Consider the following 23,524-nt stretch of genomic DNA (forward strand, 5'->3'; position numbering starts at 1 on the left):
ACCTCGGCGGGCGCCGAATCAGGTTTTCTTCCTCTTGGCCCCCACCGATTTTCCCGGCCCTTTGCGGGTACGGGCGTTGGTGTGGGTGCGCTGACCGCGACAGGGAAGACCGCGGCGATGCCGCAAGCCCCGGTAGGCGCCGATGGTCATCAACCTCTTGATGTTCCCCGAGACCTCGCGGCGGAGATCGCCCTCCACCCTGATCCCCTTCTGGATCTCCGAGGTGATCTTGCTGATCTCGTCCTGGGTCAGCTGATGGGCCCGGGTTTCCGGGGGCACCTCGGAACGGGCCAGGATATCCCGCGAAAGCTTGGGGCCGATCCCGTAGATATACGTCAGGGCCACATCGATACGTTTGTTTTTGGGGACGTCGACGCCGATTATTCTGGGCATGTTACGATCTCTCCTGTCTGGGGGCGGTCAAGCTTCAGCCCTGCCTCTGTTTATGGCGGGGATTGGAGCAGAGAACGCGGACTACTCCCTTGCGCTTGACGATCTTGCAACGCTCACAAATTCTTTTTACCGACGGCTTTACCTTCATCTTCAACCTCGATTGCGGGCGGTCTCACAGCCTGCGAATGATTCTGCCTTTGGTCAAATCGTAGGGCGACATCTCCATCAGGACCTTGTCCCCGGGAAGGAGCTTGATGAAGTGCAAACGCATCCTCCCGGAAATATGGGCCAGGATAACATGCCCGTTTCCCACTTCCACCCGGAACATGGTGTTGGGCAGCAACTCCTTGACCACGCCCTCCAGTTTTATCGGAGCTTCATTCGACATATCGTTACTTCCCTCGCCGCCCCGCCACGGTCATGATTTCCGGCCCGGCGGCGGTAACGGCCACCGTCTGCTCGAAATGCGCCGACGGTTTCCCGTCCGCGGTCACGACCGTCCAGTTGTCGTCGAGGATTCTGACTTCGCCTACTCCCATGTTTACCATCGGTTCTATCGCCAGGACCATGCCTTCCCGGAGCAGCGGTCCCGTTCCCGCGGTCCCGAAATTCGGGATCTGGGGATCTTCATGAAGCCGCAGGCCGATCCCGTGGCCGACAAAATCGCGGACCACCGTGAACCCGGCCCCTTCGGCGACGGCCTGAACCGCAGCCGATATATCAAAGAGCCGGTTGCCGGGGCAAGCTTTTTCAATCCCCGCCGCCAGGGCTCTCCGGGTCACTTCGATCAGGCGTTTTTGTTCCCGGGGCGCCTCTCCTACCGGAAAGGTCGCGGCCATGTCTCCGTAATATCCCCGATATTTTACTCCTATATCCAGACTTACCAGGTCGCCTTCCCGCAAGCGGCGTTTCCCGCCGATGCCGTGAACGACTTCTTCGTTGACCGAGATGCAGATGATGCCGGGGTAACCGTTATATCCCTTAAAAGCCGATACCACGCCCAACTCCTCGATCAGCTCCCCGGCGGCGCGGTCCAGATCCTCGGTGGTCGTCCCGGGCCGGATCCGCCGGCTCACCGCCGTCATCACTTCGGCGGTTATCCGTCCGGCTGCCCGCATCAGCTCGAGTTCTCTTTCGCTCTTGAGGCTGATCATCGAGTGGCGCTCATCATCTCCTTCAGTTCGTCAAACGTCTCGTCCTTATCGACCTCGGCGTCGATTTCGATCAAGAGGCCGAGCCGCCGGTAGTATTCGGCGAGGTCGGCCGTCTTCTCTTCGTATTCCCGCAGCCTCTCCTCCACCGCCCGGGGCATGTCGTCGCGGCGGCGATAGAGTTCGCCGCCGCACCGGTCGCAGATCCCGGCGCGTTTCGGGGGCATGGTTTCCAGGTTATAGATGGTTCCGCAGTCGCGGCAGATCCGGCGGGCCGCCAGGCGCCGGACCAGGATCTCCCGACCGGCGGCGAAGTACACGACCCCGTCCAACTCTTCCCCCTCGTCCGCCAGTATCCCCCCCAGAGCCTCGGCCTGGGGCACGGTCCGGGGAAACCCGTCGAGAATGAAGCCCCGGCGGGCGTCGGTCCGGCCGAGGCGGCGGCGGACGATCTCGATGGTGACCCGGTCCGGGACCAGGTTCCCCTTCCCGATACATTCCTCGGCCAATTTCCCCAGATCGGTCCCCTCCTTCATCTCTTCCCGGAACATATCCCCGGTGGAGATATGGGGAACCTCGAGAAAACCGGCCAGCCTGACCGCGGCGGTGCCTTTCCCGGCTCCGGGAGGACCTAAAAATATGTAGCGGATACCCATGGCCCGGTCCTAGAAACGCCCCCGCAGCTTCCCTTTTTTCATGAAGCCGTCGTAATGGCGCATGAGCAGATGGGATTCCACCTGGCGCATGGTATCGAGCATGACCCCGACCAGAATGAGCAGGCTGGTCCCGCCGAAGAACTGGGCGATGGTGAAGCTGATCCGCAGGCGCCCGCTGATGAACGTGGGCAGGATGGCGATAATCGCCAGAAAGATGGCGCCGGAAAGGGTGATGCGGCTCATGACCCGATCCAGGTACTGAGCCGTGTTTTTGCCCGGGCGGATGCCGGGGATGAAACCTCCGTACTTGCGGAGGTTGTCGGCCATGTCCACCGGGTTGAAGGTGATGGCGGTGTAGAAGTAGGCGAAGAAAACTATGCAGAGTATGTACAGAGCCATGTAGATTACGCTGCCGGGCTGAAGCCACGCGCTCAGCCCCTCCAGGGCGGGAACGAACTGCACGATGGTGGCGGGGAACATGAGAATGGCCTGGGCGAAGATGATGGGGATGACGCCGGCCTGGTTCACCCGGAGGGGTAGGTAGGTGGCCTGCCCCCCGTAGACCCGGCGCCCGACCACGCGCTTGGCGTACTGAACGGGAATCTTGCGCTGGCCCTGGGTGATGAGAATGATGGCGGCGACCACCACCACCAGGAGAATCAGCATGATGATCAGAAAGCCCAGGGGACGGGTCCTGGTTTCGGGGTTGAAGGGGGAAAAGAGCAGCCACGCCTCGCGCACGGCGGCCGGCGCGCGGGAGATGATGCTGGTGGTGATGATCAGCGAGATGCCGTTGCCGATCCCGCGCTCGGTGATCTGTTCCCCCAGCCACATGATGAAGATGGTCCCGGTGGTCAGGGTCAGCATGGCCAGCAGACGGAAGCCGAGGCCGGGGTCGGCGATCTGGACGTCGGCGGCGGCGGACCCGAATATCTGCCCCGGGTGCTGGAGCCCCAAACTGATCATGTAGCCCTGAAAGAGGGCGAGGACCACGGTCCCGTAGCGGGTGTACTGGTTGATCTTCTTGCGGCCCGCTTCTCCTTCCTTGGCCATTTTTTCCAGGAAAGGAACGACCGCGGTCAGAAGCTGCATGATGATGGAAGCGCTGATGTAGGGCATGATCCCCAGGGCGAAGACCGTGCACTTGGACATGGCCCCCCCGGAGAAGATGTCCATGAGCCCGAAGATGGTGCCCCCGGCGGAATCGGTCAGTTCCTTGAAGATCTGGCTGAGGGCGGCGGGATCGATTCCGGGGGTGGGGATATAGCAGCCCACCCGGTACACCACGAGCAGACCGACGGTGAAGAGTATCCGCTTGCGCAGCTCCGGTATCTTGACTATGTTTCCGAACGCTTCCAGCATTGTCTGTTCAATCCTCCGGGGTCCCTCCAAAAAAAGACCCGCCGAACGGGCGGTTCCGGCGGCAGAAGCATCGGGCGGGGCGGACCCGCCGCGTTACTTCCTCCGGCTCCCGATAACCTGACACGTCCCTCCCGCGGCTTCGATGGCCTCGCGGGCCCGGGCGCTGAAACAATGAGCCCAAACCTCGAGTTTCCGTTCCAGGCTGCCGCGGCCCAGGACTTTGATTCCGTCGTAAAGCTTCCTGACGATGCGCTTTTCCAAAAGCAGTTCCGGGGTTACCTCGGTCCCGTCCTCGAACCCGTTCAGCGTGGAGAGGTTGACGATGCCGTAACGAACGGGGGACGGGGAAGTGAACCCCACCTTGGGCAGACGGCGGGCCAGGGGCATCTGACCGCCTTCGAAACCGGGCCGGATCGAGGCTCCGGAACGGGACTTCTGGCCTTTCTCTCCGCGGCCGGCGGTTTTCCCCCACCCGGACCCGGGCCCGCGCCCCTTGCGCTTGCGGGATTTCTTCGCTCCCGGAGTGAATTTCAGTTCATGCAATTCCACTGGTCTGCCCTTCCTTCATCTTCTTCCGCAACCGCACCGTGGACGACCTCCGGCCCAACCGATCGAGACCGTCCAGACCGGCCCGGACCACGTTCAAGGGATTGCGCGACCCCAGGGACTTGGCATAGACGTCCTTGATGCCGGCCAGTTCCAGGAGGAACCGGACCCCCCCGCCCGCGATCACGCCCGTCCCCGGAGGGGCCGGCTTCATGATCACGCGGGAAGAACCGTAGCGCCCCGTGATCTCGTGGGGGATGCTCGTCCCCTGTCGAGGAACCCTGACCATGGCCTTGCGGGCGTTCTCCACCCCCTTGCGGATCGATTCCGAAACTTCGTTGGCCTTTCCCAGGCCGAACCCGACCCGGCCGTTCTCGTCTCCGACCACCACCAACACGCTGAAACTGAACCGCCGGCCGCCCTTGACCACCTTGGCGCACCGGCGGATGTCCACCACCCGATCGATAAACTCGGACTCGACCTCGGGGTTGGTCCTCGCGTCTATTTTCAGAGCTCCCATTGCCTCTCCTTACTGAATGTCGACTCCCTAAAGCTTCAGGTTCCGGGAACGCGCACCCTCGGCCACGGCCTTGATCCGGCCGTGGTAGCGGAAACCGGCGCGGTCGAACACCACCTCGGTGATTCCCAGGGAGGAGGCCAGATCCCCGGCCAGGACCCCCAGCGCCTGAGCCGCCGCCACCGTCCCGGAGGAGCCGGAATGCTTCTCCGCGAAGGCCTTGGACCGGGTGCACACGGATCCCAGGGTGACTCCGCGGTCGTCGTCCACGAATTGAACATAGGTGTGCTTGAGACTGCGGTAGACGTTCATCCGGGGACGGCCGGCGGTTCCCCGGGCCTTTTTTCTCACCCGTTCCGCCCGTCTTTTCCTAGCCGCGGTTTTTTCCATGGATTTCATCTGTCAAACCTTAATCTTTCGTCTACGCCAGGGCTTTCCCGGCCTTCCTTCTGACCCACTCGCCCTCGTAACGGATGCCCTTCCCCTTATAGGGTTCGGGCGGACGGCAGCGGCGGATCCGGGCGGCGGTCTCCCCCACCACCTGCTTGTCGCAGCCGGAAACGATAATCTTCTGATTCCCGTCGACTTCGAACTTGATCCCCTGCGGCGGATCGATCACCACCGGGTGGGAGAACCCGATCTGCATCACCAGCTTCGGGCCCTCGAGCTGAACCCGGTACCCGACCCCGATCACCTCCAGCTTCTTCTGGAACCCGGCGCTGACCCCGATGATGAAATTGGCGAGCAGGCGCGCGTAAAGACCGTGGTAGGAGCGGGCCTGTTTATGCTCGGCATGGCGTTTCACCACAAGCTTGCGGCCTTCCTGTTCGACGGTGATGACCGGGGGCAGGGAGACGCTCATTTCCCCCTTGGGGCCCTTGACCGTCACCCGGTTGCCGGCGATCTCCACGGAGACCTTCTCCGGCACTTCGATTGGCGCGTTCCCTACTCGTGACATGACCCGTAGTATCCTTGCTTAGCGATTACCAGATATAACAGAGAACCTCGCCCCCGACCCCGGCGTGGCGGGCCTGGGCGTCGGTGACGACTCCCTTGGCGGTGGTGAGAACGGCCGTGCCCATCCCTCCCAGAACCATGGGGATCTCGTCCTTGTTCACGTACACCCGGCATCCGGGCCGACTGATGCGCTTGAGGTTGCGGAAAACCCGGCTTTTCTTGGGGCCGTACTGCATATAGATCCTGATCGTCCCCTGGCGGTTGTCCTCGATCAACTGATAGTCCTTGACATAGGACTCTTCCTTGAGAATCCTGACGACTTCCCGCTTCAGGCGGGAGGCCGGGACATCCACGGTCTCCAGCCCCCGGGCGTTGGCGTTCCGGAGCCGGGTCAGCAGGTCCGCGATGGGGTCGGTCATGGTCATGGTGGCGTACTCCTTTACCAGCTCGACTTGGTCACGCCGGGGATTTTCCCTTCTCCGGCCAGCTTGCGGAAACAGATCCGGCAGAGTCCGAATTTTCTCAGATATCCGCGCGGGCGCCCGCAATGGAGGCAGCGGTGGTAGCGCCGCACTCCGAATTTCGGCTCCCGCCGGCTTTTCTCGATCAATGCTTTTTTGGCCATCTCGCGCGCTTACCTTGTCGGTTATACGTTTGTCCGGCGGTCGGCGAAGGGCATTCCCAGCAGGGAAAGCAGTTCCTTGGCCTCTTCGTCCGATTCAGTGGACGTCACCACCGTGATGTTCATGCCCTGGACCCGGTAGACCTTGTCGATGTCCACCTCGGGGAAAACGATCTGCTCCTCCAGCCCCAGGGTGTAATTGCCGTGCCCGTCCAAGTTGACCGGCAGCCCCCGGAAGTCGCGGATCCGCGGAAGGGCCACGCTGATCAGGCGGTCGAGAAATTCGTACATTCTCTCCCCTCGGAGGGTCACCCGGCAACCGACCGGCATCCCCTCCCGGAGCTTGAACCCGGCGATGCTCTTGCGGGCGCGGGTGACCACCGGCTTCTGCCCCACGATCAGGGCCAGGTCGTCGGCGGCCGCCTGGACCGCCTTGGCGTCGGAGATGCCGGCGCCGATGCCCATGTTCACGACCACCTTCTCCACGCGGGGGACCCGCATGGTGTTGGTGAAGGCGAACTTCTCCTTGATCCGGGGAACGATCTCTTCCTGGTAATATTGCTTAAGCCGAGCCATGACCCTTCATTCCTCAATCCAGGGTCTCGCCGCACCGGCGGCAGATCCTGATTTTCTTTCCGTCATTGAGCGCCTTGATTCCGATCCTGGTTCCCCGCTTGCAGCGGGAACAGTAGATCTGGACGTTGGAAACGGCCAGGGGGGCCTCTTTTTCCACCGAGCCGCCCTGGGGGTTCTTCTGCGAAGGACGCACGTGGCGCTTGATCATGTTCACGCCCTGCACCAGGATGCGTTCCCCCCCCGGAACGATCCGGAGGACTTTCCCGGTCTTACCGGAGAACCGTTCCTTCCCCGCGATTACGATAACCGTGTCGTCTTTCTTGATCCTGGTCTTCATCGGCGTAGTGCTCTCTCTTTTCCGGCTCCGGGTCAGAGAACCTCCGGGGCCAGGGAAACGATCTTGAGGTAATTGCGGTCGCGCAGCTCCCGGGCGACCGGACCGAAGACGCGGGTGCCGCGCGGGTTCATCTGGTTGTCCACGATCACCACCGCGTTCTCGTCGAAGCGCAGAACCGAACCGTCGGGACGACGGATATCGTCCTTGGTCCTCACCACCACCGCGCGCACGACCTCGCCTTTTTTGACCGGGCTCTCCGGAATCGTCTCCTTGATGGAGGCCACCAGCAGATCCCCGATCTGGGCGTACCGCTTGCCCCCCGCGGATATCACTTTGATACAACTGGCCCGGCGCGCGCCGGTGTTGTCGGCCACCTTCAACATTGTCCGCATCTGGATCATCGCCTGACTCCCTGCTCCCGGGCTCCTTACTCCTGCTCGACGGACGACGTGATCACCCGCTCCAACCGCCAGCGCTTGGTCTTCGAGATCGGGCGCGTCTCCACGATCTGGACGAAATCCCCGCGGCGCGCCTCGTTGTTCTCGTCGTGAACCTTGTGCAGGCTCGCCCGTTTGACGACCTTCTTATAAAGGGGGTGCCGGTAGGTCCTGGTCACCTTGACCACCACGGTCTTCTCCATGGCGTCGCTGACCACCTCGCCCCGGCGAACTTTTCTGTGCCCGCGCTCGATCGGCTGGTTGCTCATTTCTTTTCCTCTTTCTCGATGGTCAGGAAACGGGCGATATCCCGTTTGACCTCTCCGATCCGGGCCGTTTTCTCCAGCTGCCCGCTCCCAGCCTGAAAACGCAACTTGAACAGTTCCTCGCGCAGTTCGTGCAGCTTCTGCCCGCGTTCTTCGGAGGTCAATTGTCTGATCTGTTTGGCTTTCATCGGCGTTACTTCTGAGAGGTTCTGATGACGAAACGGCAGGGGAAGGGCAGCTTGAAGGCGCCCAGGCGCATGGCTTCCCGGGCCAGGGATTCGGTCACGCCCGACATCTCGAAGAGCATATGCCCCGGCCTGACCACGGCCACCCAGAACTCGGGGTTCCCCTTCCCTTTTCCCTGCCGGGTCTCGGGGGGTTTCTTGGTCACGGGCTTATGGGGGAATACCCGGATCCAGACCTTGCCCTTTCTCTTGATATGCCGGGTCACCGACACCCGGACCGACTCGATCTGATTGGCCGTCAGCCAAGCTCCGGCGAGGGCCTGGAGCCCGTATTCTCCGAACTCCAGCGTGTTGCCCCGCGTCGACCGCCGCGGAATCTTTCTCCGCTGGGTTTTACGGTGCTTGATCTTTCTAGGCATCAAGGCCATTGGTCACGTCCTCCCCGACGGAAAGTTGCTCTCCCTTGTAGATCCAGACCTTGACCCCGATGGCGCCGTAGGTGGTCCGAGCTTCGGCGAAACCGTAATCGATGACGGCCCGCATGGTCTGCAGGGGGATTTTTCCCACCTTGTAAACCTGGGTGCGGCTCATCTCGGCGCCGCCCAAGCGCCCCGAAACCTGAATCTTGATCCCCCCCGCCCCCCGGGCCAGCGAATCCTGGATCGTGCGCTTCATGGCCCGGCGGAAGGAGATCCGGCGTTCGAGCTGACGGGCGATGTTCTCGGCGACGAGCTGGGCCGAAAGTTCGGGAACCTTGACCTCCTTGACGTCGATCACGACCTCGCGGTTGATCAGGTCCCGAAGTTCCCCGCGAATCCGGTCGATCTCGGAACCGCGGCGTCCCACCACCAGACCCGGACGGGCGGTGTGCACGGTAACGCGCACTTTTTCCGGAGTCCGCCGCGAAATCTCGATCCGGGGAATGCCGGTATTGGAATATTTGTCCTTGATATAGCGGCGGATCTTGGCGTCCTCGAGCAGGAATTCGGGAAATGTCTTTTTGTCCGCGTACCATTGGGAATCCCAGGTGCGGTTGTACCCGATTCTGAAACCGATAGGATTGACTTTTTGTCCCATGTGCTTGTTTCTCCGCTATTGAACCGGCGCGGCCGTCTCGTTCTCGCCGACGACCACCTTGATGTGGCAGGTGCGGTTTCTGATCCGGGAAGCCATTCCCCGCGCCCGGGCTTTGTACTTGTAGGGGGGGATGAGCGGCCCCTGGTCGGCCATGATCTCCCTAATAACGATGGCATCGTCGGAAACCTTGCCCTGGTTCTTGAGGTTGGCGGCGGCGGAGAGGATCACTTTCTCGATGAGCCGGGCGCCGCGGCGGGGAGAGGCGGCCAGGAGAGCGAGGGCCTGGTTCACGGGCAGACCCCGGACCTGGTCCACGACCGGGCGGACCTTGCTCGGGGAAACCTTCAGATATTTCGCTATCGCCTGTGCCTGCATCTCAATCCACCGGATTACTTCGCCGCGGCGGCGGCTTTGGCCTTGGGCCCGGAATGGCCGCTGAATTTGCGGGTGGGGGAAAATTCTCCCAGTTTATGGCCGACCATGTTCTCGGTGACGAACACGGGAACGAACTTGCGCCCGTTATGCACGGTGAAGGTGTGGCCGATGAACTCGGGGACGATCGTGGACCGTCGGGACCAGGTTTTGATCGGTTTGCCTTCCCCGGCCCTGATTTTCTGGACTTTCTTCAGGAGTTTGGGGTCGATGTAGGGACCCTTTTTAATCGAACGAGACATCTTTCACCTATGCTATTTCTTCTTCCTGCTCTTGACCACGTGCTTGGTCGATTTGCTCCGGCTCCGGGTCTTCCCTCCCTTGGCCGGCTTCCCCCAGGGAGAAACCGGATGGCGACCGCCCGAGGTGCGCCCTTCGCCGCCGCCCATGGGATGATCGACCGGATTCATGGCCACGCCCCGGACTTTCGGCCGGCGTCCCCGCCAACGGGACCGTCCGGCTTTCCCGTCGGAAAGCGAGCTGTGTTCGGGGTTGCCCACCTGGCCTATGGTCGCGGCGCACCCCTGGAGCACCCGGCGGACTTCTCCGGAGGGCAGTTTGATATGCGCGTAGCGGCCTTCCTTGGCCATGAACTGGGCGGTGGTACCGGCGCTGCGCACCATGGCTCCTCCCGCCCCCGGCCTGACTTCGATATTGTAGACCGGGGTCCCCATGGGGATGGCGGAGAGGGGGAGGCGGTTGCCGACGCGGATTTCGGCGTCGGGTCCGGACATGAGACTGTCTCCCACGTTGAGGCCCTGGGGAGCGATGATGTAGCGTTTCTCCCCGTCGGCGTATACCACGAGCGCGATTCGGGAAGAACGGTTGGGATCGTACTCGATGGCCTCGACCCGGGCCGGCACCCCCAGCTTTTCGCGCTTGAAATCGACGTGGCGGTAGAGCCGTTTATGCCCCCCCCCGCGGTGGCGCGAGGTCAGGCGGCCGCGGTTGTTGCGTCCGCCCGTCTTCTTCAGGGGGCTCACCAGCGACTTCTCGGGCCGTTTCTTGGTGACCTCTTCGAAGGTCGAGACCGTCATGAACCTGCGGCTCGGCGTCGTCGGTTTATACTTTCTGATGCCCATTCCCTTTACCTCGAGAAACCCGCCGCCCCCGGATCGACCGGGAACGGGCGGGCCTGGTTCGTTCTTTACGCTCTCAACCTACTTCTTGCTTATACGAACGAAATCGTGTCGCCTTCCTTGAGGGACACGATCGCTTTCTTCCAACTGGGTTTGCGGCCTTCCACCCGGCCGATCCGTCGAAGCTTTCCGTGCACGGTGATGGTGCGGACGTCGACCACTCCCACCTTGAAGAGCAGTTCCACGGCGCGGCGGATCTGGATCTTGTTGGCGTCGGCCGCCACCCGGAACAGGAACTGGTTGTGCTTATCCTGCACCCTGGTCCCCTTCTCGGTGATGACCGGGCCGATGACGATCTTCCTGGCTTCGGTTTCTCTCACGCTATCTTTCCCATCCATTCCTGCAGGTGCTCGAGCGCCTCCCGCGTCACCACCAGATTACGGTGGGAAAGAACCGCCAGGGTGTTGAGTTCCCTGATCCCCGAAACCGAGACCGCGGGGAGATTGCGGGCGGCAAGGTGGACGTTGCGGTCCCGGACGGGGGTAACGACCAGGACGTCGGACCCCGCCCCGACCTTTTCCAGTATCCCGGCTAGAACCGAGGTCTTCGGCTCCTCCAGGGCCAGTCCGTCCAGAACCGTGACCCGGCCCTGAAAGAAGCGCATGGCCAGCACCGACTTGAGTGCCTTGCGCTTCACCTTTTTGGGGACGGAGTAGGAGTAGTCCCGAGGATGCGGGCCGAAGACCGTGCCCCCGCCCCTCCAGATCGGGCTGTTCCGATCTCCGGAGCGGGCGCGGCCGGTGCCCTTCTGCCGCCAGGGCTTGCGTCCCGAGCCGGCGACGTCGCCGCGGGTGCGCGTGGAAGCGGTGCCGCGCCGGGCGCGGGCCTGGTGCATTCTCACCACCTCGGCGACCATATCGTTGCTGGCCGCCGGCTGCACCAGAGTCTCGGGGATTTCGATCCGATCGACGGTCTCCCCGCTCGTGTTTTTTACCTCGAGTGTCGGCATCTTCGACTCGCTGTCCGTTGACAGGGCTCCTCACATTGCAAAGCCGTGAAGGCTATGCGACTTTCCTTTTAAAATCAAGAACTTTATTGCGCCGGCGCCGTTTTCTTAAGCGCCCGACGGATGACAAGCAGGCCCGCGGCCGACCCGGGAACCGCTCCCTTGACCAGGAGAAGGTTCTCTTCCGGCCTCACCTCGACCACCTTCAGGTTCTGCACGGTCTGCCGCGCGCACCCGTAATGACCCGGCATCTTCTTGCCTTTGACCACCCGTCCCGGAGTGGCCGAGGAGCCGATGGAACCGGTGCGCCGGTGCTCGGGGTGGCCGTGAGTCATGGGCCAGCGGCTGGCGTTCCAGCGCCGGACGGTGCCGGAATAGCCGCGCCCCTTGGTGGTCCCGGTGACGTCGAGAAAGTCCCCGGGCTTGAAAATATCGACCAGGATCTCCTGTCCGGGCCGGTATTCGCCGGCGCCGGCGAAGGAGAACTTCTTCAGATGGCGGCGGGGAGGAAGGTCTTTCTTCTCGAAATAACCCCGGCGCGGCTTCTTCAACTTGCCGGGTTTGACTTCCCCGAAACCCATCAGGAGTTCGTTCCTCTCCCCGTCGACTTCCAGGACCGTGCAGGGACCGGCTTCGATCACCGTTACCGGGACCATCTCGCCGTTTTCGCCGAAGACCTGCGTCATGCCTATTTTTCTGCCCAACAAACCGGCCATGTTGTACCTTCCTGCGCTTTGCTCCCGAACCGGCCGACTCAGGCCTCGAGTTTGATTTCTATCCCGGCCGGCAGTTCGAGCTTCTTGAGCTCGTCGACCGTCTTGGCGGTGGGATCGATGATGTCGAGAAGCCGCTTAAAGGTCCGGATCTCGAACTGTTCCCGGGATTTCTTGTCGACGTGCGGCGACTTGAGCACCGTATATTTTTCTTTCCGCGTCGGCAGAGGGACCGGCCCCACCACCTTCGCCCCGGTTCTCCTCGCGGTCTCGACTATCTCTCCCGTCGACTGGTCGAGCAGGCGGTAGTCATAACCCTTGAGCCTGATTCTGATTTTCTGCCCTTGCACGGTTGCCTCTTCGCGTTGTTCGGTTGCCTTATTCCAAGATCTCGGTGACGGTGCCGGCGCCGACCGTGCGGCCGCCCTCGCGGATGGCGAACCGCAGTCCCTTCTCCATCGCGATCGGCATGATCAGATCGACTTCCATCTGCACGTTGTCCCCGGGCATCACCATCTGCACCCCCTCGGGGAGCTTGATCGACCCGGTCACGTCCGTCGTCCGAAAATAAAACTGCGGCCGGTACCCGCTGATGAACCCGGTGTGCCGCCCGCCTTCCTCGCGGCTGAGCACGTACACCTCCGCCATGAAATGCTTGTGCGGCGTGATCGTCCCCGGCTTCGCCAACACCTGGCCCCGCTCCACCTCGTCCTTCTTGATCCCCCGCAGCAGACACCCGATGTTGTCCCCCGCCTGCCCCTGGTCCAGGAGCTTCCGGAACATCTCCACCCCCGTCACCGTCGTCTTGCGCGTGTCCCGGATCCCCACGATCTCCACTTCCTCCCCCACCTTCACCACTCCACGCTCCACCCGGCCCGTCACCACCGTGCCCCGCCCTTCGATCGAAAACACGTCCTCCACCGGCATCAAAAACGGCTGGTCCACGTCCCGCTCCGGCGTCGGCACGTACCCGTCCACCGCGTCCATCAGCTCCCAGATGCACTTGGCCTCCGCCGACTCGGGGTCGTCCGTCTCCAGCGCCTTCAGCGCCGATCCCTTCACCACCGGAATGTCGTCCCCCGGAAACTCGTACTTCGACAGCAGCTCCCGTACCTCCATCTCCACCAGCTCCAGCAGCTCCGGGTCGTCGAGCATGTCCACCTTGTTCAGAAACACCACGATCGCCGGAACCCCAACCTGCCTCGCCAGCAGAATGTGCTCCCGCGTCTGCGGCATCGGGCCGTCCGCCGCCGACACCACCAGAATCGCCCCGTCCATCTGCGCCGCGCCCGTGATCATGTTCTTGATGTAGTCCGCGTGCCCGGGACAGTCCACGTGCGCGTAGTGCCGCGCCGGCGTCTGGTACTCGACGTGCGCCGTCGCGATCGTGATCCCCCTCGCCTTCTCCTCCGGCGCGTTGTCGATCGAATCGAACGAACGGAACTCGGCTCCGCCCTTCGTCGCCAGCACCTTCGTGATCGCGGCCGTCAGCGTCGTCTTCCCGTGGTCGACGTGCCCGATCGTCCCGATGTTCACGTGCGGCTTTGTCCTCTCGAATTTTTCCTTGGCCATGATCTTCCTCCGTTATGCTGCCGGCGGCCTTCCCGCGCTTCGCGGGGCGTTCGTTCTCAAAGCCCTTGAGCGGATTCGAACCGCTGACCTCGTCCTTACCAAGGACGCGCTCTAACCTACTGAGCTACAAGGGCGGGATGGGAACGAACACGCCACCGATACAAAACAAGCCGGGGCATGGTATCAGAACCTTCCCGGCTGTCAACACTAAATATCGGCATTTTTACCTCCCACATCGCCTTGCCCGAGGCAAGGTGTGGTACTCGGTCTCGGCTCGAACGCGGCGTCGCGGCACGGCGAAGCGGGCGATGGGAATCGAACCCACATAACGAGCTTGGAAGGCTCGTGTTCTACCATTGAACTACGCCCGCGTACGCGCTCGTTCCCGTGGGGAGAGGAGGATTCGAACCTCCGAAGGCTAAAGCCGGCAGATTTACAGTCTGCTGCGTTTGACCGCTTCGCTATCTCCCCGCCGCCCCCGCAGGGACAACGGCGGGGAACTATACGAAAGCGGCCGGACGGGCGCAAGGAAAAAATGGGCGGCGAGCCGGCGATAGGAATCGAACCTACAACCCACTGATTACAAATCAGTTGCTCTACCGTTGAGCTACGCCGGCCGGATCGGAAACCATGATACGGCAAGCCCTCCCCCTGTCAACTCCCTTCGCCTCCGAGCGGCCCGGACACCGCCGAAGAGACGCATTCCCTCAGCGCGTTTCCCCGCCGACCATGGGGACGAACCGCACCCCGATATCGGCCTCCCCCGTGACCTCCCCTCCCCGCTTACGGAGAACGACCAGGCGCTGGACCCCCTCCCCCACCGGCAGGATCATCCGGCCGCCTTCCGCCAGTTGTTCGACCAGGGCGGGAGGAATTTCGGCGGGGGCGCAGGTGACGATAACGACGTCGAAAGGGGCCTGCTCGGGCCAACCGCGGTAGCCGTCACCGGTCAGGACCCGGACGTCGCCGTACCCGGCCGAGCCCAGGGCGCGGCGCGCGTGCTCGGCCAGTTCGGGGACGATCTCCACGGAATAGACCTCGGCTCCCAATTCGGCCAGGATCGCGGCCTGGTAGCCGGAGCCGGTCCCGATTTCGAGGACTTTTTCCCGGGGCCGGATGTTCATCCGCCCGGTCATGTAGGCGACGATATAGGGTTGGGATATGGTCTGCCCGTAGCCGATGGGAGAGGGGAAATCCCCGTACGCTCCGGGAAACCGGCGGTATTCCGGGGGAACGAACAGATGGCGGGGGACCGTGCGCATCGCCGCCAGGACCCGGGGGTCCTCGACTCCCCGGGCCTGGACCAGGTCCGCCATGGCGGAGCGCGCCGCGGCCCAGTCCGGTTCCGGGGGGGGCTCCCCGTTCCCGCAGGACCAGAGCGCCAGCGCCGCCGCCGACAGGGCCGCCCACCGACCCGGGCGCCGGACGATGTCTTTACCGGTTACGCTCATCGTCTCCACCGGAACCGGGGCGCCGGGGCGGAACTCTTCCCCCCGGCGCCGCTCAGGGATTGGTCGCGGGGAGGTCGGCGGAGGTTCCGAAGTAGACGCCGGTCCGTCCCCGGACCAGCCATCTGCCCACCGAGGATCGGAAGACCGCCAAATCCCACGTTCCGTCACCGTCGTAATCCGCCGGCTGAACCGTGTCGGCCTCGCCTCCCCAGTACGCCGAGGGTCCGTCCCTGACCAACCAGCGGCCGGAGGAGGGCCGGAAGACCGCGCAATTCCAGGTTCCGTCGCCGGTGTAATCGCCGGGGACGACCGTATCGGCGGCGGTCCCGTGGTAAACCTGAAGCCCGCTCCCGGCCATCCACTTGCCGATCGAGGGCCGGAAGACCGCGGGGTCGGCGGTCCCGTCACCGTCGTAATCGCCGGGCACGACCGTGTCGCTCGACATTCCGAAATAGATCGGGGCCCTGCCTCTGACGAGCCATTTCGCCGTTCCGGGCCGGAAAAGCGCGATGTCGGCGGTGCCGTCGCCGTCATAGTCGGACGGAACGGCCAGGTCGGTCGCGCACCCGTAGAAGAGGGAGGTGTATCCCCTTATCATCCACTTCCCCAGGAACGGGCGGTAGACGGCGAACTCCCAGGTTCCGTCCCCGGTATAGTCCCGGGGGACGATCCGGTCGGCGGCGGCGCCGAAGTATGCCCGCGTACATCCCCGGACGACCCAGAGCCCCGAAGAGGGGTCGAAGACGGCGATGTCCGAAGTGCCGTCGCCGGAATAGTCGCCCACGACGGCGGGACGGACGGGAGCGGGAGTCGGCGTGGCCGGAGGCGGGGGCGAAGGCGAAGGGACGGGAGAAGCGGTGGGGCGGGGGGATGGCGCGGCCGAAGGGGTGGGACGAGGCGAAGGAGTCGCCTCTCCCGTCAGCCGGACGTCGTCGAAATACAAGGCCCCCTCCCCCGATACGAAGGTGAATCTGATTCGGATCATTTCCGCGGGCACCGCGTACGGACCCATGATCATGGGGATTTCCCCGAAACCGCTGACGGTGGCGGCCCGGGCCCATCCGGACTCGTAGTATTCGTCCACCAGGAGCGTGGCGGTGACGTCCGTCCCCTCCCCGCGGATCCAGAACGTCAGCCACTCCCTGCGCCCGATGCCGAACGTCCCCGTTTCGATGTACTTGCCGCTCCCGGTCAGCCGGATCGAGGGGGGGGCGCGTCCGGCGTCCTGGGCGTCCGTGGCCGCGTCGCTGTCCTGGCCGCAATTCCAGAACGTCCAGCCGGCCGGCCGGAGGCCCAGGTCGAACCCGTCGAAGCCCTCGTCGATGATCAGGTGGGTCGGCGGAGTCGGGGAACCGGTGGGGGCGGGGGTGGCGCTGGGTACGGGGCTGGCGGTGGGAACGGCCGAGGGAGTGGGGACGGGGGTGATGGTGGGCAGGCAGAAGAACCCCACGTCGTCGAAGGCCAGGTTGCCTTCGTCCCGCTGGTAGGTGAACCTGACTCCGCTGGCCGTCCCGTAGAGCGGGTACGGTCCGAATCCAGCGCCTTCGGCGGTGGGGAAGGAAGATACGGCTGCGACCCCGTGCCAGGCCGACCCGTAGAATTCTTCGACCAAAACGGCGCCGGCGGCATCGGAGCCCACGGCCCGGCTCCAGAAAAACACTTCCTCGGGGTTCCGCAGGGCCACGGTCATGACCGCGTCCCCCTCGGCGTCAAGCTTCAGGGAGGGGTACCCGGTCCCGAAATAACCGGGCGGCCCGTAGACGTCCGAGTCGTCCCCGCAACCGGTAAACGTCCAGTCCGCGGGACGGGCACCGAGATCGAATCCGTCGAAGCCCTCGCTCTGGCGCCGGACCAGGGGAGAACGCCAGGGGGCGCCGAACTCGTACGCCCCCTGGTCGATCGTGGAGGTCCCGTCGCCGTCGCCGTCCCAGACCCTGCGGTTCCGATCCAGGTCGTGGCTGGAATTGACGCTGTTGCGACCCGCCTCGACGCCGACGCTGCCCGGCCGAAGCCGGTAGTCGCCGGCCGTGACATCCGCGAACGACGGGTCCAGCTGAATGTTGAAGAAGGCGTCGCAGGGATCGCCGTTGGCGTTGACGGTCACGGTTACCCCGACGCCTTCCTCCAGGACGCCGGCGGCGTCGTTGAAGTTGGAGCCGGCGTTGCCGTAGAAATCACAGTAACGGATGGTGGGGCCTTCCTCCCCCTCCCCGTACCCCGTGCAATAGATGCCGTCCCGGTCGTTGCGCGCGACGATGCAGTTGAGAAAATCGGCCCGGTTGTTCTGGTAGCAGCAGATGCCCCCTCCGGCCTGCGCCGAGAAGTTGTCGACGACGGTCACGTTCTCGAATGCACCGCCGCCGCGCTGACAATAGACCCCGCCGCCGGAGGAACCGCCGGCCCGGTTCCCGGAAATCAGCACGCCGTAGAACCGCGGGTCCGCGGAGTAGCCGTAGACGAACACCCCGCCCCCCCGAACGGCCGTGTTGTCCCGGATGACGCAGTTGCTGAAGAGGGGGCTGCCCCCGTTGACATGAACGCCGCCGCCGTATTCGCCCGAACTGGTGTTGTCGGCGATCAGGGAGTTTTTGATGGTCGGGGAGCCGTAGGCCGAGCAGAGCCCGCCCGCCCGCCATTCCCCCCCCCCGGCCGAGTTGTGGCTGACGGTGAGGTGATCCAGGACCGAGGAGCTGGACTGGAGGACGAGCCCTCCGGCTTCGCATTCAACGAAGGGCGTGGAGAAACTGTTGCCGCTGATCTCGGTGAACGACACGGTCGGGCTGCAGTTCTGTATCCTCAGGCCGGTGTCGCCGCTGTACTGGATGAGGGCGTGGGAAATCACGCCCGTATCCGCGGCCGAGGGCGTGAATTTGATCCCTCCCCAGCTCGCTCCCTCGGTAAACCGGGTGAAGACGACGCGGTCTTCCTCGGTCCCCACCGCCGAGAGGAACCCGTAGACGATGAAGGCGCAGTCCTGCTTGAACAGCAGGGTCGTTCCCGGCTCGATCGTGAGCGAGGAACCGAATTCGACGGAGATGTCCGCGTCGATCTTGTAGGCTCCCGGGGCGAGGGTCCCGGAAAGCGGCCCGCTCAATCCTCTCTTCTCCAGGGTGACTTCGGGGAGCGTGATGTCTCCGAAATAGAGGGTCTGCTCGGCAAACGAGGCCGGCAGGTACCCCTCCCGGGAATAGGTGACGTCGTACATCCCTTCCTCCAGCACCTGGCCGTAGTAACCGCTGAATTCGCTGAAGGCGGTGTACGTCAACGGACCGGGAAACGTCCTTTGAAATTCGACCTCGATCCCGGAGTGATCGGTTTCCCCTTCCAGGAAAACGTAACCGTCGACCGTGATCGCGGCCCGGCCCCGGGGAGCGAAGCAAAGAACGAACACGGCCGCCACCACGACGACCGGTCCTTTCCGGTTCCACGCTGACCGACTCATCGGCTTCCTCCCAATCCGCTCTTGCGCAGGCGCCTGCGTTTGTAGTGTATCCGCCGCGGCGGCCGCCGTCAATTTCTTCTTCCGGAAACGCGCTCCCCAAAGCGCAGGGGACCCGCTCCCTCCCCGGGGAGTCGCGGATTGCGACACGCAGGCGCAGATTAAGGCGCGACCCGGCGCCGGAGGAGAGCGGCGCGAGGCGGGGCCGCTCCCTGGGGGGCCGGGAGTTAGGACCGATATTCCCGTCTGGCACGGCAATTGCTCGTTCGACAACGGCGGACCGGGTACGGAAACGGCCGCGGCCGCGAAAATACGTTCCCGATCGGGAAAAGGAGACAACGTCCATGAAGACGAATCGGATCAAGCGCGCGCGGGGGGCCTTCCTGGCGGTGCTGCTGGCGGGGACGGCAGCGGCCGGAAGCGCCCGGGCGGGCGACCCCGCCCTGGATGCCTACCGGAAACTGGCGATGAGCGACCCCCAGGCCGCCCGCCAGGCCGTCGGCGTCTATAACCTTATCCAGGACATCCGCTACCGTCCGAACCTGACGATCACCGACCGGATGGTGGCCCGCGCCCGGGACTGCATCGGCACCCTGCTCCAAGTGAGCGAAGACCCGAAGCAGCAGGAAGAACTGATCAAGCTGCGGCGGGTGGTGAGCGGCCTCGACGGCCTCAGGGTCAAGGAGGCGGCCGGGCGCCTCGCCCTTTTCTTCCAACGCAACCGATAACGTCAGCGAGGAACGGGTCAGTGAAAGCGAACAATTGGATCAAACGGGGGCTGATCGGGGCCGGTCTCGTCCTCTTCGGCTTCAACGGCTGCGACTGCGAACACGGGAGTTTCTGGTTCGGCGGCTTGATCGTCAACGAACTCCGCTACGTCCGGGGCGAGACCTCGGACGATCAAAACTGCGGGGCGTTCATCGAACTCAAGGGGTACCCCGGCTACGACATCGGGGGCCTGACCGTCAATATCTTCGAAGGGGGGACCCCGTACCATTCCTTCACGCTCCCGGCCGGGGAAGCCATCGGGGCCGACGGGTATTACCTGATCTCCAACACCTCCACCGTCTCCGGCAACGACCCCACCGTCGCCGTTACCGTCGACTACGTCGACGCTTCCTTCAGCAGCGCGGACGGATGGGACTGGCTCCCCGCCGCGACCGACTCGGGGGTGACCATCGTCCACACCCTCCCCATCGCCAGCGCCGTTCCCGAAGTGGTCGACTCGGTCCGCTACAACCCCTCGGGCACCCTCCTGGAGGCGGACGACTCCGAGGGCGCTTACGACGGCCTGTGCTCCTGGTGGGAGACCGGCGACCCCACCGCCGAGGGCGTCGGCGAACTGCAGCCGGCACCGGGACTCCCCTACTATTCGCAATACGACGCGGTCTGGGGAATCTCCCGAGTGGGCGAACACGACACCGGCTGCAACTCCGACGACTTCCTGGTGGCTTCCGTCACCCCCGGAGCCGAGAACGAAAAGCTCTATCTGGACGACGCCACCGAGATCGACGCCTACTGGAAACCTGTCATCTCCGAGGTCATGCCCAACACCAACGGGGCCTCCGACGAAGGCAGCTTCATCGAGATCTACGGCGCCGCCGGCCTGGACTGGGATGCCGGCCCCGGCTATTACGAAATCTACGCCCTCTACGACGGCAGCGGCCACGGGGACCGCTCCCACTATATTCTGCTCGAAGGCGCCATCCCTTCCGACTCCTACTTCGTCTTGGCCGACGCCGAAACCCTGAGCGAGATCTACGGGGGAGAAGCTCCCGACCAGGAAATCGAATGCGCCGATCTGAGTACGACGACGTGGGACTGCTCGGGGAGCGACGAATACACCTGGAACTGGATGGACAACGACGACGACTTCGGAGTGCGCCTGGAGTATTGGATCAGTTCCGACCGGCGGATCATCGTCGACTCCCTGCGCTGGGGCCCCAGCGACGAGGGGGAGACCGAGAACGTCTACCGGCAGGGCGAGGGGCTCGCTCCCCTGGGCGACACCAGCCCCGCCGTCTCCCTCACCCGCCTGGGGAGCGACACCCACTTCAACCGCAACGACTTCGTCTTCTCCGACCCTTCCCCGGGAGCGGAGAACATCGAGCCCGCCAGCGAGGGCGCCCTTTCCTCCATCTATCCGGAAAGCTTCACCGAACTGGGCGTCGCCCCCTCCTCGTACGACTACACCTATCCGGAACTGAACAAGACCGTCCTCTTCGACCAGACCAAAAAGCAGAAATGGGGCAGCACCGGGCACTGGGTGATCGACGACAACGGCGACTACTCGGACTGGGCCTGGCAGCTCTTCGAGCTCGGCTACACGGTGGACGCGGTCGGAGACGGACAGACCGCCTCCACCCTGACGGCTGGGGATCTGAGCGGGGTCGACGTCCTGGTCATGGGGGAACCCCAGACCGACTATTCCGCTTCGGAAAAAACCACGATCGAGACTTTTCTGGAGGACGGGGGCTCCCTCTTCTTCCTGGCCAACCACCTGGGGTCCGACCGCGACCATGACGGGACCGACTCCTGGAACGTCTGGAACGACAGCCTCGAGCTCGACGACTTCACCGGGGTCTCCCTGGCCGAAGCCACCACCACCGGCGAAAACCTGCTCCTGAGCGTCTGCGCCGGGGCCGTCGGGCACGACATCGTCACCGATCTGGAGACCGCGGCCTGCGACCCCGCATCCGACCCGTCCTGCACGTTCTACGACACCCTCCTCTACCGGGAGCCGGGCGTGAGCCTCTACTCGGGGGCCTTCGTGGAAATCGACGCCGTCCTCCCTTCCGGGGTCGCGGCGGTGACCGAGCTGCTGGAAGGCGAGCGGCCGTATATTTCCCGCGACCCTCACCGCCTCGATTCCTACGGGGGATCGGCTCCGATCGAGGCCTTCGCGGTCGCGATCGAGCTCGCCGGGGGAGGCAAGATCGTGCTCCTGGGCGATTCGGCGGTCCTCAACGACGGCGGATCCTCCGACTACGCCACCTACGCCGCCATGATGGCCTACTGCGCCTACGGGACCGACCACCGCAACTCCCTCTTCGGCATCAACGCCGTCAATTGGCTGGCGGGGGAAGTGCCCAACTCCGCCGACGAAATTCCGCCGGCGATGGCGGCGGCGCCCTGAGCCCGGAGGTCAGACGGCGCCGAGGGACTCGAAAGCGGCGGGGATGCGGGCGATGATATCGGAGGCGATCATCGCCCGCTCCCCCACCGCGGAGACGGCGATATCCCCGGCCAACCCGTGCAGAAAGACCCCGGTCACCGCCGCGGCCGCCGCCGACATCCCCTGCCCGATGAAGGCTCCCACCATCCCGGCCAGGACGTCCCCGCTGCCGGCGGTCGCCATCCCCGGATTGCCGGTGGGGTTGACCATGACCGGCCCCGCCGGGGGGGCGACCACGGTGCCGGCCCCCTTGAGGACCAGGGTGACCCCGTGCTCGGCCGCGAAACGCCGGGCGATCCCCTCCCGGTCGGCGTTGACTTCGGCGGCGCTCGTGCCGTCGAGCCGGGCCATCTCCCCGGGGTGGGGAGTAAGCACCAGAGGGGAGGCGGCGCGGGAGAGCAGCGAGCGGTCCCGGGCCACGACGGCGAGGGCGTCGGCATCCAGGATCAGGGGAACGGGAGACGCGGCGATCAGGTCCGCCGTCAGCCGGGCCGGGCCCGGTCCGCGGGAGAGACCGGGACCGACCACGGCCGCGTCCGCGGCGGCGAGAAATTCCAGGACCGGACCGCCGGCGTCGGGGGAGACGGCCCCGTCTTCCCCTTCGGGCAGGGGAAGGGTCATAACCTCGGCGGTGCCGGCGGCGACGGTCGGAACCAGGGAGCGGGGACAGGCCACGGTGACCAGGCCCGCGCCCGAGCGCAGGGCCGCCCGGGAAGCAAGAATCGCGGCCCCGGTCATCCCCGGCGAGCCGGCCACGATCAGAACCTTTCCGTAATCCCCCTTATGGGATATCCGGGACCGGGGCGGGAGAAAGGGGGCGACGTCGGAGGGGATCAGCATCTCCACCGGGGTTTCGACGGTTTCCACCAGCTCCGGGGGAAGACCGATGTCGGCCACCGTGACCGCGCCGGCGTATTCCAACCCGCTTCCCCGGAAAAGGCCGGTCTTGGGCAGTCCCATGGTCACGGTCTTGAGCGCGCGGACCGCCGGGCCGGAGACGGACCCGGTCTCCCCGTCCAACCCCGAGGGGATATCGATCGCGACCGCGGCCGTTCCCAGTTCATCGAGCAGCAGAACGGCCCGGGCGCTCATGCCCTCCATCCCGCCCCGGAAACCGGTCCCGAAGATGCCGTCCACGGCCAGGGAGGCGGAGGAGAGGTCCTCGATGCACTCGGGGAAGCCGTCCTCGTCCAGCAGTTTCCAGTTGCCCCCGCCCGCGCGCAACCGCTCGAGGTTGGCCGCCGTCTCCGCCCCCATCCTCTCCGGGGAAGCCAGGAGCCAGATCCGGACCTCGATCCCGGCGCCGCGCAGGTACCGGGCGGAGACCAGGGCGTCGCCGCCGTTGTTGCCGGGACCGGCCAGGACCACCACCGGGCCGTGGAGCCCCGTCGATTCCAGGAGGGCGGAGACTTCGGCGCTGACGGCGATGCCGGCCCGCTCCATCAGTTCCCGCCCGGGAATCCCGTAGTCCTCGATCGCCCGGCGGTCGATCTCTCGCATCTGCCCGGGAGTGACTGCTTTCATGGCCCTTTTCCCTCGCCCGCGGACGGGCTGTCGTTCGCCCTCGATCGTACC

The 23,524-nt window shown here is 64.5% G+C and carries 31 protein-coding genes, 4 tRNA genes and 1 pseudogene; 2 read left to right on the forward strand and 34 right to left on the reverse strand.

Features of this window, described 5'->3' with window-relative positions:
* Positions 1-18: 18 nt before the first annotated feature.
* From rpsM to PLZ73_02925, 33 genes and pseudogenes are all read right to left on the reverse strand, one after another.
* Positions 19-393, reverse strand: a complete 375-nt coding sequence (rpsM, locus tag PLZ73_02765; GenBank protein ID HOO76791.1) for a 30S ribosomal protein S13 — start codon at positions 391-393, stop codon at positions 19-21.
* A gap of 34 nt (positions 394-427) precedes the next feature.
* Positions 428-541, reverse strand: coding sequence for a 50S ribosomal protein L36 (gene rpmJ, locus PLZ73_02770; GenBank protein HOO76792.1), 114 nt, complete (start codon positions 539-541; stop codon positions 428-430).
* 24 nt (positions 542-565) lie between these two features.
* Positions 566-781, reverse strand: a complete 216-nt coding sequence (infA, locus tag PLZ73_02775) for a translation initiation factor IF-1 (GenBank protein ID HOO76793.1) — start codon at positions 779-781, stop codon at positions 566-568.
* 4 nt (positions 782-785) lie between these two features.
* Positions 786-1,547: a type I methionyl aminopeptidase gene (gene map / locus PLZ73_02780; protein HOO76794.1), complete on the reverse strand. Its 762-nt coding sequence runs from the start codon at positions 1,545-1,547 to the stop codon at positions 786-788.
* Entirely contained in the window at positions 1,544-2,200 is a 657-nt protein-coding gene (locus tag PLZ73_02785) for an adenylate kinase (protein ID HOO76795.1), read from the reverse strand. The genes map and PLZ73_02785 overlap by 4 nt, the downstream gene beginning before the upstream one ends.
* 9 nt (positions 2,201-2,209) lie before the next feature.
* Entirely contained in the window at positions 2,210-3,562 is a 1,353-nt protein-coding gene (secY, locus tag PLZ73_02790; GenBank protein ID HOO76796.1) for a preprotein translocase subunit SecY, read from the reverse strand.
* Between the two features lie 93 nt (positions 3,563-3,655).
* Positions 3,656-4,111 (reverse strand): 50S ribosomal protein L15, encoded by a 456-nt coding sequence (gene rplO, locus PLZ73_02795; protein ID HOO76797.1) that lies wholly within the window; start codon positions 4,109-4,111, stop codon positions 3,656-3,658.
* 31 nt (positions 4,112-4,142) lie between these two features.
* Positions 4,143-4,628, reverse strand: a pseudogene (gene rpsE, locus PLZ73_02800) (30S ribosomal protein S5).
* 27 nt (positions 4,629-4,655) lie between these two features.
* A complete protein-coding gene (gene rplR, locus PLZ73_02805) occupies positions 4,656-5,024 on the reverse strand; it encodes a 50S ribosomal protein L18 (GenBank protein ID HOO76798.1) in 369 nt (122 codons plus the stop codon).
* 22 nt (positions 5,025-5,046) lie between these two features.
* Positions 5,047-5,583 carry a 50S ribosomal protein L6 gene (gene rplF, locus PLZ73_02810; GenBank protein ID HOO76799.1) on the reverse strand — a complete coding sequence of 179 codons (537 nt, stop codon included), beginning with the start codon at positions 5,581-5,583 and terminating at the stop codon, positions 5,047-5,049.
* Between the two features lie 25 nt (positions 5,584-5,608).
* On the reverse strand, positions 5,609-6,007 hold the full coding sequence (gene rpsH / locus PLZ73_02815; GenBank protein HOO76800.1) for a 30S ribosomal protein S8: 399 nt from the start codon (positions 6,005-6,007) through the stop codon (positions 5,609-5,611).
* Between the two features lie 14 nt (positions 6,008-6,021).
* The gene (locus PLZ73_02820) at positions 6,022-6,207 is read right to left on the reverse strand and encodes a type Z 30S ribosomal protein S14 (GenBank protein HOO76801.1); all 186 of its coding nucleotides are present in this window, start codon (positions 6,205-6,207) and stop codon (positions 6,022-6,024) included.
* A gap of 21 nt (positions 6,208-6,228) precedes the next feature.
* Positions 6,229-6,780: a 50S ribosomal protein L5 gene (gene rplE / locus PLZ73_02825; protein HOO76802.1), complete on the reverse strand. Its 552-nt coding sequence runs from the start codon at positions 6,778-6,780 to the stop codon at positions 6,229-6,231.
* A 13-nt stretch (positions 6,781-6,793) separates the two neighbouring features.
* A complete protein-coding gene (gene rplX, locus PLZ73_02830; GenBank protein HOO76803.1) occupies positions 6,794-7,117 on the reverse strand; it encodes a 50S ribosomal protein L24 in 324 nt (107 codons plus the stop codon).
* A gap of 32 nt (positions 7,118-7,149) precedes the next feature.
* Positions 7,150-7,518, reverse strand: a complete 369-nt coding sequence (rplN, locus tag PLZ73_02835; GenBank protein ID HOO76804.1) for a 50S ribosomal protein L14 — start codon at positions 7,516-7,518, stop codon at positions 7,150-7,152.
* Positions 7,519-7,544: 26 nt separating this feature from the next.
* On the reverse strand, positions 7,545-7,808 hold the full coding sequence (rpsQ, locus tag PLZ73_02840; protein ID HOO76805.1) for a 30S ribosomal protein S17: 264 nt from the start codon (positions 7,806-7,808) through the stop codon (positions 7,545-7,547).
* A gap of 11 nt (positions 7,809-7,819) precedes the next feature.
* Positions 7,820-8,008 (reverse strand): 50S ribosomal protein L29, encoded by a 189-nt coding sequence (gene rpmC / locus PLZ73_02845; protein HOO76806.1) that lies wholly within the window; start codon positions 8,006-8,008, stop codon positions 7,820-7,822.
* 5 nt (positions 8,009-8,013) lie between these two features.
* Positions 8,014-8,433, reverse strand: coding sequence for a 50S ribosomal protein L16 (gene rplP / locus PLZ73_02850; protein HOO76807.1), 420 nt, complete (start codon positions 8,431-8,433; stop codon positions 8,014-8,016).
* Positions 8,417-9,082, reverse strand: a complete 666-nt coding sequence (gene rpsC, locus PLZ73_02855; GenBank protein ID HOO76808.1) for a 30S ribosomal protein S3 — start codon at positions 9,080-9,082, stop codon at positions 8,417-8,419. Before rpsC ends, rplP begins: the two co-directional genes overlap by 17 nt.
* Positions 9,083-9,097: 15 nt before the next feature.
* Positions 9,098-9,457, reverse strand: a complete 360-nt coding sequence (rplV, locus tag PLZ73_02860) for a 50S ribosomal protein L22 (GenBank protein ID HOO76809.1) — start codon at positions 9,455-9,457, stop codon at positions 9,098-9,100.
* Between the two features lie 14 nt (positions 9,458-9,471).
* On the reverse strand, positions 9,472-9,756 hold the full coding sequence (gene rpsS / locus PLZ73_02865) for a 30S ribosomal protein S19 (GenBank protein ID HOO76810.1): 285 nt from the start codon (positions 9,754-9,756) through the stop codon (positions 9,472-9,474).
* Positions 9,757-9,768: 12 nt separating this feature from the next.
* A complete protein-coding gene (gene rplB, locus PLZ73_02870) occupies positions 9,769-10,596 on the reverse strand; it encodes a 50S ribosomal protein L2 (protein ID HOO76811.1) in 828 nt (275 codons plus the stop codon).
* Positions 10,597-10,685: 89 nt separating this feature from the next.
* Positions 10,686-10,973, reverse strand: a complete 288-nt coding sequence (gene rplW / locus PLZ73_02875) for a 50S ribosomal protein L23 (GenBank protein HOO76812.1) — start codon at positions 10,971-10,973, stop codon at positions 10,686-10,688.
* On the reverse strand, positions 10,970-11,602 hold the full coding sequence (rplD, locus tag PLZ73_02880) for a 50S ribosomal protein L4 (GenBank protein HOO76813.1): 633 nt from the start codon (positions 11,600-11,602) through the stop codon (positions 10,970-10,972). The genes rplW and rplD overlap by 4 nt, the downstream gene beginning before the upstream one ends.
* Positions 11,603-11,685: 83 nt before the next feature.
* Positions 11,686-12,315 (reverse strand): 50S ribosomal protein L3, encoded by a 630-nt coding sequence (rplC, locus tag PLZ73_02885; GenBank protein HOO76814.1) that lies wholly within the window; start codon positions 12,313-12,315, stop codon positions 11,686-11,688.
* 38 nt (positions 12,316-12,353) lie between these two features.
* On the reverse strand, positions 12,354-12,662 hold the full coding sequence (gene rpsJ / locus PLZ73_02890; GenBank protein HOO76815.1) for a 30S ribosomal protein S10: 309 nt from the start codon (positions 12,660-12,662) through the stop codon (positions 12,354-12,356).
* Between the two features lie 28 nt (positions 12,663-12,690).
* The gene (gene tuf, locus PLZ73_02895; protein ID HOO76816.1) at positions 12,691-13,884 is read right to left on the reverse strand and encodes an elongation factor Tu; all 1,194 of its coding nucleotides are present in this window, start codon (positions 13,882-13,884) and stop codon (positions 12,691-12,693) included.
* Positions 13,885-13,944: 60 nt separating this feature from the next.
* Positions 13,945-14,018, reverse strand: a tRNA-Thr gene (locus PLZ73_02900).
* Between the two features lie 166 nt (positions 14,019-14,184).
* Positions 14,185-14,255: transfer RNA gene (locus tag PLZ73_02905), tRNA-Gly, on the reverse strand.
* A gap of 17 nt (positions 14,256-14,272) precedes the next feature.
* Positions 14,273-14,355: transfer RNA gene (locus tag PLZ73_02910), tRNA-Tyr, on the reverse strand.
* Between the two features lie 74 nt (positions 14,356-14,429).
* Positions 14,430-14,501 (reverse strand) — tRNA-Thr (locus tag PLZ73_02915).
* Positions 14,502-14,591: 90 nt separating this feature from the next.
* Positions 14,592-15,335 carry a protein-L-isoaspartate(D-aspartate) O-methyltransferase gene (locus PLZ73_02920; protein HOO76817.1) on the reverse strand — a complete coding sequence of 248 codons (744 nt, stop codon included), beginning with the start codon at positions 15,333-15,335 and terminating at the stop codon, positions 14,592-14,594.
* 52 nt (positions 15,336-15,387) lie between these two features.
* The gene (locus PLZ73_02925; protein HOO76818.1) at positions 15,388-18,777 is read right to left on the reverse strand and encodes a right-handed parallel beta-helix repeat-containing protein; all 3,390 of its coding nucleotides are present in this window, start codon (positions 18,775-18,777) and stop codon (positions 15,388-15,390) included.
* A 341-nt stretch (positions 18,778-19,118) separates the two neighbouring features.
* On the opposite strand from PLZ73_02925, the gene PLZ73_02930 reads away from it, so the two are divergent.
* Positions 19,119-19,502, forward strand: a complete 384-nt coding sequence (locus PLZ73_02930; GenBank protein ID HOO76819.1) for a hypothetical protein — start codon at positions 19,119-19,121, stop codon at positions 19,500-19,502.
* Between the two features lie 20 nt (positions 19,503-19,522).
* The gene (locus PLZ73_02935) at positions 19,523-21,910 is read left to right on the forward strand and encodes a hypothetical protein (protein ID HOO76820.1); all 2,388 of its coding nucleotides are present in this window, start codon (positions 19,523-19,525) and stop codon (positions 21,908-21,910) included.
* Positions 21,911-21,919: 9 nt separating this feature from the next.
* On the opposite strand, the gene PLZ73_02940 is transcribed toward PLZ73_02935, so the two are convergent.
* On the reverse strand, positions 21,920-23,473 hold the full coding sequence (locus tag PLZ73_02940) for an NAD(P)H-hydrate dehydratase (protein ID HOO76821.1): 1,554 nt from the start codon (positions 23,471-23,473) through the stop codon (positions 21,920-21,922).
* Positions 23,474-23,524 lie beyond the last annotated feature (51 nt).

The organism is bacterium (assembly GCA_035380285.1).
GTDB lineage: Bacteria > Auribacterota > Erginobacteria > Erginobacterales > DAOSXE01 > DAOSXE01.

Excerpts from the sequence above, each read along its gene's own strand:
- rplB (HOO76811.1), bottom strand. The coding sequence starts at position 10,596 with ATGGGCATCAGAAAGTATAAACCGACGACGCCGAGCCGCAGGTTCATG.
- rplR (HOO76798.1), bottom strand. The coding sequence starts at position 5,024 with ATGAAATCCATGGAAAAAACCGCGGCTAGGAAAAGACGGGCGGAACGG.
- PLZ73_02820 (HOO76801.1), bottom strand. The coding sequence starts at position 6,207 with ATGGCCAAAAAAGCATTGATCGAGAAAAGCCGGCGGGAGCCGAAATTC.
- rplC (HOO76814.1), bottom strand. The coding sequence starts at position 12,315 with ATGGCCGGTTTGTTGGGCAGAAAAATAGGCATGACGCAGGTCTTCGGC.
- map (HOO76794.1), bottom strand. The coding sequence starts at position 1,547 with ATGATCAGCCTCAAGAGCGAAAGAGAACTCGAGCTGATGCGGGCAGCC.
- PLZ73_02920 (HOO76817.1), bottom strand. The coding sequence starts at position 15,335 with ATGAGCGTAACCGGTAAAGACATCGTCCGGCGCCCGGGTCGGTGGGCG.
- rpmJ (HOO76792.1), bottom strand. The coding sequence starts at position 541 with ATGAAGGTAAAGCCGTCGGTAAAAAGAATTTGTGAGCGTTGCAAGATC.
- rplF (HOO76799.1), bottom strand. The coding sequence starts at position 5,583 with ATGTCACGAGTAGGGAACGCGCCAATCGAAGTGCCGGAGAAGGTCTCC.
- infA (HOO76793.1), bottom strand. The coding sequence starts at position 781 with ATGTCGAATGAAGCTCCGATAAAACTGGAGGGCGTGGTCAAGGAGTTG.
- tuf (HOO76816.1), bottom strand. The coding sequence starts at position 13,884 with ATGGCCAAGGAAAAATTCGAGAGGACAAAGCCGCACGTGAACATCGGG.
- PLZ73_02925 (HOO76818.1), bottom strand. The coding sequence starts at position 18,777 with ATGAGTCGGTCAGCGTGGAACCGGAAAGGACCGGTCGTCGTGGTGGCG.
- PLZ73_02940 (HOO76821.1), bottom strand. The coding sequence starts at position 23,473 with ATGAAAGCAGTCACTCCCGGGCAGATGCGAGAGATCGACCGCCGGGCG.
- rplD (HOO76813.1), bottom strand. The coding sequence starts at position 11,602 with ATGCCGACACTCGAGGTAAAAAACACGAGCGGGGAGACCGTCGATCGG.
- PLZ73_02930 (HOO76819.1), top strand. The coding sequence starts at position 19,119 with ATGAAGACGAATCGGATCAAGCGCGCGCGGGGGGCCTTCCTGGCGGTG.
- secY (HOO76796.1), bottom strand. The coding sequence starts at position 3,562 with ATGCTGGAAGCGTTCGGAAACATAGTCAAGATACCGGAGCTGCGCAAG.
- rplV (HOO76809.1), bottom strand. The coding sequence starts at position 9,457 with ATGCAGGCACAGGCGATAGCGAAATATCTGAAGGTTTCCCCGAGCAAG.
- rplN (HOO76804.1), bottom strand. The coding sequence starts at position 7,518 with ATGATCCAGATGCGGACAATGTTGAAGGTGGCCGACAACACCGGCGCG.
- rpsC (HOO76808.1), bottom strand. The coding sequence starts at position 9,082 with ATGGGACAAAAAGTCAATCCTATCGGTTTCAGAATCGGGTACAACCGC.
- rpmC (HOO76806.1), bottom strand. The coding sequence starts at position 8,008 with ATGAAAGCCAAACAGATCAGACAATTGACCTCCGAAGAACGCGGGCAG.
- rplX (HOO76803.1), bottom strand. The coding sequence starts at position 7,117 with ATGAAGACCAGGATCAAGAAAGACGACACGGTTATCGTAATCGCGGGG.
- rplP (HOO76807.1), bottom strand. The coding sequence starts at position 8,433 with ATGGCCTTGATGCCTAGAAAGATCAAGCACCGTAAAACCCAGCGGAGA.
- rplE (HOO76802.1), bottom strand. The coding sequence starts at position 6,780 with ATGGCTCGGCTTAAGCAATATTACCAGGAAGAGATCGTTCCCCGGATC.
- rpsH (HOO76800.1), bottom strand. The coding sequence starts at position 6,007 with ATGACCATGACCGACCCCATCGCGGACCTGCTGACCCGGCTCCGGAAC.
- rpsM (HOO76791.1), bottom strand. The coding sequence starts at position 393 with ATGCCCAGAATAATCGGCGTCGACGTCCCCAAAAACAAACGTATCGAT.
- rpsS (HOO76810.1), bottom strand. The coding sequence starts at position 9,756 with ATGTCTCGTTCGATTAAAAAGGGTCCCTACATCGACCCCAAACTCCTG.
- PLZ73_02785 (HOO76795.1), bottom strand. The coding sequence starts at position 2,200 with ATGGGTATCCGCTACATATTTTTAGGTCCTCCCGGAGCCGGGAAAGGC.